6 protein-coding genes are annotated in these 9,347 nt (G+C 42.9%); 5 read left to right on the forward strand and 1 reads right to left on the reverse strand.

The genetic code is table 11. From position 1 onward, the window contains the following. Positions 1–1,346 precede the first annotated feature (1,346 nt). From F6K37_RS24065 to F6K37_RS24080, 4 genes are all read left to right on the forward strand, one after another. Positions 1,347–1,547, forward strand: a complete 201-nt coding sequence (locus F6K37_RS24065; protein WP_131826852.1) for a hypothetical protein — start codon at positions 1,347–1,349, stop codon at positions 1,545–1,547. A gap of 451 nt (positions 1,548–1,998) precedes the next feature. Then, the gene (locus tag F6K37_RS24070; RefSeq protein WP_287252601.1) at positions 1,999–4,491 is read left to right on the forward strand and encodes a response regulator; all 2,493 of its coding nucleotides are present in this window, start codon (positions 1,999–2,001) and stop codon (positions 4,489–4,491) included. 1,260 nt (positions 4,492–5,751) lie between these two features. Then, complete coding sequence (locus F6K37_RS24075; protein ID WP_008182001.1) at positions 5,752–6,510, forward strand: DUF4388 domain-containing protein; 759 nt, start codon at positions 5,752–5,754, stop codon at positions 6,508–6,510. A 725-nt stretch (positions 6,511–7,235) separates the two neighbouring features. Beyond that, positions 7,236–8,081 (forward strand): DUF4388 domain-containing protein, encoded by an 846-nt coding sequence (locus tag F6K37_RS24080; protein WP_287252605.1) that lies wholly within the window; start codon positions 7,236–7,238, stop codon positions 8,079–8,081. A gap of 201 nt (positions 8,082–8,282) precedes the next feature. Here the strand turns inward: F6K37_RS24080 and F6K37_RS24085 are convergent, their stop codons facing one another. Beyond that, entirely contained in the window at positions 8,283–8,927 is a 645-nt protein-coding gene (locus F6K37_RS24085) for a hypothetical protein (RefSeq protein ID WP_008182005.1), read from the reverse strand. A gap of 125 nt (positions 8,928–9,052) precedes the next feature. On the opposite strand from F6K37_RS24085, the gene F6K37_RS24090 reads away from it, so the two are divergent. After that, the gene (locus F6K37_RS24090; protein WP_154659740.1) at positions 9,053–9,211 is read left to right on the forward strand and encodes a hypothetical protein; all 159 of its coding nucleotides are present in this window, start codon (positions 9,053–9,055) and stop codon (positions 9,209–9,211) included. Positions 9,212–9,347 lie beyond the last annotated feature (136 nt).

Here is a 9,347-nt window from a genome sequence, read left to right on the forward strand (position 1 = left end):
AATTCCCCTTTTAATGGTTTTACTTGATAATCCAGTCGCAAAAGCCACTGTTTTTATTCCTTCTTTCCCTAAAGATACTGCTTCAACTCCTGACCACAATCGTCTGAGTTTTTCATCCATGTATGGCATTAAAGCCTCAAATTTGGTTCTAATATCCTCAATTATTGACATTTTTCCCAGAAACAATCACTTCGATTCTATTGTCTCATTTTTAGACCCTTATCATAAACTTATTTCTGCGCAACTCCTAAGGCGAGCCTGTCTTACGGTAACTTGGCCGTAGGCCACGCTTGGCCGTAGGCCACGCCAAAGGCGAACGCGAACAAACCACTCGCTATTGCATCAAGACAATGCCAGTAAATTGGGAGTGCCCGTTTTCCAAGAATTACCCCCACCATAAACAAGTTTTTATAGCAGAAGTCAGAAGTCAGAAGTCAGAAGTCAGAAGTTAAACTCAAGCCAAACTGTAGTTTGAGACTTTTGTCATGTCCTAATTACCCTGGCGACTGCTATATCTTGCCATTGAGTTCTATCCAACACTAGATATAACCTCTATTTTTGGGGAGATTTATTAGAAATTATTGTTTGAATAATTGGTAACAAAATCAGAGCTCCTGAGTTCGACTGTAACTTGAAAAACCTTTGAAGATGACGACGGCGAATTTCGGACTTAATTGGTAAAGTAAAATGAGCGGCTAACCTTTCAATCTTAATCTGTTTATGGATTTGCAGTAGCAACAATAAAATTTATAAAGTGATTAATTGAGCCTCACTGAAGTATTGTGATAGGTGAGTAAGATATAGTTCAGGTAATATCATTTTTTGATCGGTCTGGCTCACAAGTTCAAGACCGATCTTTTTCTACCATCAATTCCTTAAAATCTCAATCTGGTTGGGTTTTCACGGGGTTGTCACCCCGTGAGGCTTTGATGGCTATAAATCCCGATCGAGCGTGAATTTATCCAGTTCTATTACTCGATTATTGGTTATCGAGTGGTGACAAAGGACTAATAACAACTGAAAGCGGTGGTATCCTGCGCTTTTTAAAAGCGCTAGGGAAGGCCCACCAAGAGAATGACTTACGAATTTGAGTCCAACTTGGTATTATTACTGGACTAGTGTTCTCGAATAACAGAGGCTTCATCGCTACCCTTTCGTTAAAGGAGTGGTAACGCCGCTCATCCGCGCGTTGCGATCAAAGATGCGGTGCGACCCCGCGCTTTTTCAAAGCTAAGGGTGAATGGGCACCAAGAGAGCGCTAGGAAACGCCCACCAAGAGAGGGAAGGCTCACTTCTCAAGTTGACACAATCTTTACACACTCTTTACAGAATTTTGAGATGATCCAGTGCAACTAGCCGTTACTAATGGTAAAACCCAAATAGTGGTGAACACATATCAAGAAATTACATATAGCATCTGTCAAAAGGTAAGCATTCAGCTATCAGCCATCAGCCTTTGGCCTTTGGCTACGCTACTTAAGGTGCTTATGGGCGATGGCCACCCTTGGCATTGGCCAAAGGCCACACTAAGGGAATGGCCACGCTAATTGAGGTGCGAACAGCTTTTGAATAAAAGAGGTAAGCATTTGGGCGTTGCGTCAGTCTTTGAATGAATAAGAGTAGAGTGGGCATCCTGCCCGCCCGGAAATGAAACGGGCAAGATCCCCGTTCCACGGCCAGATCCCCGTTCCACGGCCAGATCCCCGTTCCACGGCCAGATCCCCGTTCCACGGCCAGATCCCCGTTCCACGGCCAGATCCCCGTTCCACGGCCAGATCCCCATTCCACGGCCAGATGCCCATTCCACAGGTGCGCTTGACCTTGGCGAATTTAATTCTTAATGGGTCAAGGGCACCTTTAAATTCTCCCAAATCAGGTTTATTTTAAGCTGACAGCTGACAGCTGACGCCTGAATGCTTAGGTCAAAAGAGGTATATTTTTTAGTGTTCTGTGTTTATCCAAAATTTGTAAAGGACTAGGCTTACAGCAGGATTGTTCATGAGACTTTTGCTGGTAGAGGATGACAATGCTCTAGCTCTAACCTTGAGTAAAGTGTTGAGAGAGCAGAATTATATTGTAAATATTGCTGGAGATGGCGAAGAAGGTTGCGAGTATGCTCAAGCCTTTACCTATGACCTGATTGTGCTGGAAGTGGATTTACCCAAGCTCGATGGTATCAGCTTGTGTAAGCGACTACGGCAGGCAAGCTATGATAGAGGGATTTTGCTGTTGCTTTCTCAAGCAGCTACTGCTGAGCAAGTCAAGCTTAATGCTGAAGCTGATGATTATATTGTTAAACCCTTTACAGCCAAGAATCTGTTGACTCGAATTAGGACATTACTGCGTCACCACAGTGTTTCTGGATTAAGGCTACTGGAATGGGGTGATGTCTGCCTAGACCCGAGTACCTGTGAAGTAACTTATAAAGGTCAACTGCTCCATCTCTCACCAAAGGAATACGGTCTTCTAGAACTATTCTTGAGCCATCCGCGCCGAGTATTTAGTCAGAGTTTCATTCTCGGACATCTGTGGTCATTTGAAGACCCTCCTTCACCAGAAACAGTTAGGGCACATGTTAAGGGGTTAAGGCGCAAGCTCAAGAGTGTTGAAGCTGATGATATGATTGAAACTGTCTATGGTATGGGCTATCGCCTCAAGAGCTTACCGAGGAGCAAGAGAAAGAAACTCAAACCAACCCCAACCAGGTTCAATCAGCCTTGGGAGCGTTCTAAAGGAACCATGTGGCGTCAGTTTGCCACTTTAGAACAGGCAGTTAATGCTCTCGAAGCCGGACATCTTACTGAGGATCTGCGAAAACAAGCCCAGCAGCAAGTCCACAAGCTCGTTAGAGCTTTAGATAAGTTTGGCTTAGTGGAAGGATCACGGCTAGCCCAAACTATTGAGTACTGGCTACAGGAAGTCAGTATAACCAAGACAAGGAACTCCGGTAAAGGTAGATATCTGTCAAGACGCAGGAACTATGACAACCAAATAGAATTGCCTAGTCCTCAATTACAGCAGCTAACCTCCCCAACTAATATTCAAAATCTGGCATCTTTGGTAGCACTTCTGTCTGAAGAACTCCAGCAACCTCCATCACCATTCTCTGGTGATGTCAGTAGTGAGTTGGAAGATAATCCTACCATTACTGTATTAAAAGACTCTGAACTAACCGAGGATGATAGATCAGAACCCCTGGCACCCGACCAATTCCCAAAAAAGCTTCCCTTGATTTTAGTTATCGATGGAGACGTGCAACTGACACAACAGTTGGAAAGAGAAGCAGTCAATTGGGATATGCAAGTAAAAGTTGTCCTAGATCCCAGGGAAGCCAGAGTTGTCATGGATCAAGAAATACCTGATGTTGTGCTACTGGACTTGATGTTTCCCAATTATCCAGAGGTCGGAATCGCACTCCTAAAATATTTCCAGAACCAATACCCTCAAATCCCAGTAATCGTTTCTACACAGCAAAATCGGTTTAGCGATCGCGTTGAGGTTGCTCGTCAGGGAGGAAGGGCGTTTTTATCCAAACCCGTTACCCCAATACAGTTACTAGAAACCGTTGAAGATGTCTTAAATCAAGACAGACCTTCCACCGCCAAAGTCCTGGCAGTAGACGATGATCCCCTAGTGCTCGAAAGTATACGACACTTCCTACAACCTTTAGGAGTGCAGATTATTACCTTAGAAGAACCCGATCAATTTTGGGAACAGCTCGAAGCGACAGGACCTGATCTACTGATTTTGGATTTAGACATGCCCCAATTCAATGGGATTGAACTGTGCCAAGTTGTGCGCAATGATCGCATCTGGCATGGATTACCTATCCTATTGCTTTGTGAACACCTAGACTCTGAAACAATTCACCGCATTTATCAAGCTGGAGCTGATGACTATATCTTTAAACCGATAACGAAATCCGAGTTAGTCACCCGTGTTTTCCATCGTCTAGAGCGTACCAAACTGCTCCGTAGTTTAGGAGAAACTGACCAATTAACTGGTGTGGCTAATCGTCGTCAATCTACCATAGAATTTAACCGATTACTGCGCTTATCCCAACGGTACCATCAACCTCTTTGCTATGCCTTATTGGATTTAAACAACTTAAAGCAGGTGAATGAGCAATTTGGTCATGTGATGGGAGATAGAATGCTTAGGCGGTTGGGACAAATCTTGCGGCAAAAGTTTCGCAGCGAGGATATAGTTGCCCGCTGGGGAGGTAAGGAGTTCTTCATCGGGATGTATGGTCTCAATCGACAGGCTGGGGTCAGAAGGCTCCAAGAAATTTTGGAGACTGTTAGTGAAGAATTTGATGACTGTGATCTAGTGCAGGTAACATTTAGTGCTGGGGTGGCAGAGTACCCTGAGGATGGCACAGACATCGAAAGCCTCTATCGAGCCGCTGATGAGGCTATTGAGCGAGCCAAAGCCACTGGTCAAGATTGTGTATTCCCAGCTCAATCCCTAGCTGGAAAGATCAGTCAGTAGTAATTTTTCAGTAGTAATTTTTCAGTAGGTGAGCAAAGCTTTCTGAGCCTTACACCAAGCTGATTTTGATCCATTAAACCCAATTGCTACTAGGTAGGACGTGAAAAATGGAACCGATACATTCACATTTTATTTACAACTTACTCGACTATTTCACAATTGGCTCTAATATAAAGATACTTTAAAGATTATCGGTTCAAAGATATTGATCTTTGATTTGGAGTTAGGCTCAAAAGTATAAAGCTTGAGAGTAGCCATCAAGCATAGGTCATTTTTATGACCTCATTAGGGTGTAAAGCTTATTTAGTCGAATCCGACAATAGTTCAGCAAGAGCGAAAGTGCAGACTTTCCGTCGGAATCGACGTTCATTGATCCAAGTTGCAAACCTTCGTTGCTTTGTTTCTAATCCGAATATTGGGTGGGAAGTCAGGCAATAGTAGTTTGGCGGTTTGATCCCGCGATTTTTCAAACCGTGGAACCCCACGCTTTTTTAAAGCGTTAGGGAATGCGCACCAAGAGATTGATTTTTGTGGGCTTTCATCTGAAGGGGGAATCTAATCTCAAAAAAATAGGTTGCAGCCCATAGAGTTTGTAGGGCTTACCCTGAATGGATTCTCGTACAGATATGATGCCCTTATGGGAAGCCGCTTTCGCGCCCATAGGCGTTGTTGTTCTTCTTTGAGGTGGCTTTTGGCTAGAGTAGCCCTTGCCATTAAGTATAGCCATTCAATGAAGGGTAACGTAGGTTGTGGATGCACAGCCTATTGGCGAACGCGTCAGTTGAAAGATTTTGATCCAACCCTAGTAAGCAATTACTGATCAGAGTCTAACTAAAAAATCAAGCCTTACCAATAGGGTATAGAACAGGGTATACAACCGTTTATAGCCTATGAATGTGCTTTTCCCCTCGCGTGTTAAATATAAAATTTGTTGGAAAATTTATCTGCCCATAGCAATAATTTTGGTATTCCAGATCTTAAGGTAGAAGCGTTTTAGGAAAACTTTTTACCAATCTTAACATCGCTACCACCTAATCAATTGAGGGGTCTGACCTTTCGGAAACTGTTACCAATTATTGTTTCTCTCAAGAGGATTAATAAATTGATATGGGATTTAATTTCAAATTAACAAGCCACTCAGGTCATAAAACGTTGACTTTGACTTTTAAAAATGATTTCCAGGTGTTTTTTTAACAAATCTTAATATATTCTAAATTAGTAATTTCCGCTAACCCTTTAGTATGAAGCCAATTAACAATTATGTCTGTTACAGGCCATTTAACCGATATTTCCCTACCAGAAGTGTTTCAGTTTATCGCCCAGGGACAAAAAACTGGTTTGCTAAGGTTGCTTCCCTTGCCAATAAACCAAGCAACCCCTAGGAGGATTCATTATATTTGGGTATATCAGGGTCACCTGGTGGCAGCTGCAGATCGGTTAGACAATCAAGGTTTGGTATCGCTGATTGTTGAACACTGCGGGGTTAGCGAACGGGTAATTGCTAAGTTAGCTCAGCTGTGTGCCATAGATAAACCTCTGGGTTTATGCCTCAGAACTCAGGGTGCTTTACAAGGTGAACAATTAAAACAGCTATTTCGAATGCAAATTCTACAGCATGTGTGTGCTTTGTTTCAGCTCAGAGATGGTCAGTTTAACTTTGAACAGAATGTACCCATACCAACACGAGAAATGACGGGTTTGAGTATACCAACAAAAATAGCTATGTTGAAAGGATTGCGATCGCTCCGCAACTGGCAAGCTCTGGCAGATAAATTACCTGACCCCAATGGCGGTTTGGTCAGTATCAACGGTGGTCAACCTAAATACAGTTTGGATTCTATAGAGTGGCAAGTTTGGGAGTACACAAATGGCAATGTTTCTCTCAAGAGAATTGCAAGGCAACTGAGATTACCAGTAGAAAAAGTGCAACAAGTTGCTTTTAGACTAATCACAACAGGTTTAGTAGAAGAAGTTCCCTTATTGGTTAGCAACTTATGTGACCTATCTACATTGACCTGACGGTCAAGTGTGGTTTTTTGAGCCCTTTTTAAACGGGATAAAAACTTCCTTAAAGTACTACTTAAAGGTAATATTAATTGTGGAGGTAAGCACAACTGTATTCCCTCAGAGCGCTTTTTAGAGTTGGAAACATATCCAGAATTGCTAGCGCTTTGGTTGATTGCTCAGTTGATATCACCGTTAATCCAAAGCTGGAAATCGTAATCAAACTAGTCTTGAATACTACAATCATTTCTTTGGCACTCATCTCGATAAGAAAAGAGTTGAGACTTAGAGGCAGGGTTTTACTCAAACACTACGTATCCAGCTTCTTCAGCTACGTTTCCAACTATTGAAAAGAACTTTCACCCATCAGCATCAAGGGACGATGTTATTTAATTCCAACTTAGCACTTTGTGGTTCTGGTCAACGGCATAGCATTATAGCACAACATCTTTGCTCCGATCAAAAAAACCAAACCTCTGTCTGGGATTGATGAGGGGCTGAGTGCTCAAAGGTTGCGTCCGCACCTTGAAAGCCCGGTCCGCTGGCTAACCTACTCCTTCTGCTTGTCCTAAGGACTCTCGGCTTTAGTAAACAGAAGGCAACTCCCAGGGTGACACGTGGGGCTGATCGCGGTTCAGCTAAAACTTGGATTGTGCCGCACAAACCATCTAACACTATATAATTTATTGTCACTCATAGTTGACACTCTCAAGGTGCTCTCTTGGTTTTAATTACCCGACATGTCCATTAATGGTTACCTAAGCGACTTATACTTGCCAGAACTTTTTCAGTTTCTAGAGAAAGGAAAGAAAACTGGTTGGCTCAGAATTACTGCCTTACCCAGAGTTTCTGGATACCGGCGACCAGTTCATCACTTTTGGGTTTACCAGGGTCGGATTGTGGCAGCAGCTAATCGATTGGACCATCAGGGTTTAATTGTCCTGATTGCTCAACATCAGTGGGTTAAACACAGTATAGTCACTACACTAGCTCAGTCATGTACTCCCAATCAGCCACTTGGTTTATATCTCCAAAGTCAAGGTATTGTACAAACTGCACAACTAAAATGGTTGTTTCAGATTCAAATACAACGGCAAGTGTGTCCTTTGTTTGAACTGAAAGATGGTCGATTTAAATTCGAGCAGAACGTGCCGATCCCAATCCTGGAAATGACCGGTTTAAGTATACCGGCAACAGAAGCGACATTGATCGGGTTAAGGGAACTGCACCACTGGGAGGCTTTGGCTGAGCAATTGCCTGACCCTGATTGGGGTTTAGTCAGTACCATCTGCGATCCACCCCAATCCCATTATCGACTCAACGTTTTAGAATGCAAAGTGTGGAATTATACAACAGGCAAAGTTTCTCTGAAAGCGATCGCAAAGCAGCTGAAACTACCAGTAGCACAAGTAAGGCAGATTGCGTTTAGGTTAATCACAGTGGGTCTTGCACAAGCAAGACCTTTGTTGAAGGATACTTCTCATCAAAACTTAGACAAATCTAGACAAAAGCAAATTGCTCTCGACAAACAAAAATATCCATTCGTTAGCTTCCGCCGCAATTCATCCCAGGTCCGAAAGCAGTAGCGTCGGCGTCGGATGAGCGGACAGGGCTGCGGCTATCGCATCTTATTTTTGTACATGCTGGCGAGGTGAGGATTTCAGCAATCGAGTCCGGTTTTTAATCAATTGATGAAATCCTTACTGGATAAGGGTTTTGGAATTTAGATGGGGTTTGCCTCTGAAAGCGTCATAAACTGACGTTTTGTGTAAGTTTGATCGAACAGTTCAAAGATAAATATCTTCTCCTTGCTCTGTGAAGCGAACATCTTTAATATTCAACTGAGAGTTAGCAGTAAGAGTTTTACGCAAACTACCGAAAAGGGCAAATTGCTCACAAGTGGAGAGGGAGACAAACTGCCGCTGGGAATCTGGTGATAGGCGCAAATCGACGGTAGCCACACCAGTATTGGCATTGACCTTCACGCGGTATCCCGATACATTAAAGTCACTGGAGTTACCAGTCTCTAAAACTTTTCCTATAACTGTATTTACTGGATTTCCTACTGGTACAGCTACCTGTTCAGATACCAGAGACTGACACTGACTGTCAGCCCGATAGACATTAAGAATTACTCCGTTAGCTCGATTGCTATTATTATTACCTTGGCTGACTGTAGCCTTAAGCGCGACCTTACCAACCTTGGTTCCTGGTTGAGTTTCTTCCGTAGGTACAGTAATCTTAGGTAGAGTAGTATTAGAGGGTGCTACACCAGTGGTAGAGCTAGCCTCGGTGGCTGGTTCAGCAGATAGATTCGCTACAGGAGTTTTCTGGGAACCAGGATTGTTATCACTCACCAAACCATAGCTACTGAAACCAACGACAATTGCTCCAATCGCAACAGGAGCTAGATAGTGTTGAAAACTTTTCATTTGGCTTCGCTCAAAACAATGCTTCTAGCTGTTGTCTAAAGCAACAGTTACATCAATCAATATTCAAGGTAGAGCGTGGTTGATCAGGATAAAACAGTTAAAAAATAGAAACTAGAAAATAAAAATTGAAATCATTTTCACGCTTATATCCCAATTCTGGGGCATTAGGGCTATACATCAATTTAATCTGGCCATCTCCCGACACTGCCAACACTCTCGACACTCGTGACACTCCCGAGCTCCCCATCTGTATCTATAGTCCTACTTTGAAGAATTGGTATTAACTATGGGGGAGGTTAGTAAACAGCTAGAGAAAATGTCGCAGAGTCTACCAAAAACTCTGATTATTTGTTAAACTTAAATTACGGTAACACCGACAGGGATTATTATGTAACTTAAATTAAAGCCGAAAACCAAGGG

The organism is Moorena sp. SIO4E2 (assembly GCF_010671945.1).
Classification (GTDB): Bacteria; Cyanobacteriota; Cyanobacteriia; order Cyanobacteriales; family Coleofasciculaceae; genus Moorena; species Moorena producens.

Coding starts and splice junctions, on each gene's coding strand:
- F6K37_RS24080 (WP_287252605.1), top strand. CDS start 7,236: ATGTCCATTAATGGTTACCTAAGCGACTTATACTTGCCAGAACTTTTT.
- F6K37_RS24070 (WP_287252601.1), top strand. CDS start 1,999: ATGAGACTTTTGCTGGTAGAGGATGACAATGCTCTAGCTCTAACCTTG.
- F6K37_RS24085 (WP_008182005.1), bottom strand. CDS start 8,927: ATGAAAAGTTTTCAACACTATCTAGCTCCTGTTGCGATTGGAGCAATT.
- F6K37_RS24075 (WP_008182001.1), top strand. CDS start 5,752: ATGTCTGTTACAGGCCATTTAACCGATATTTCCCTACCAGAAGTGTTT.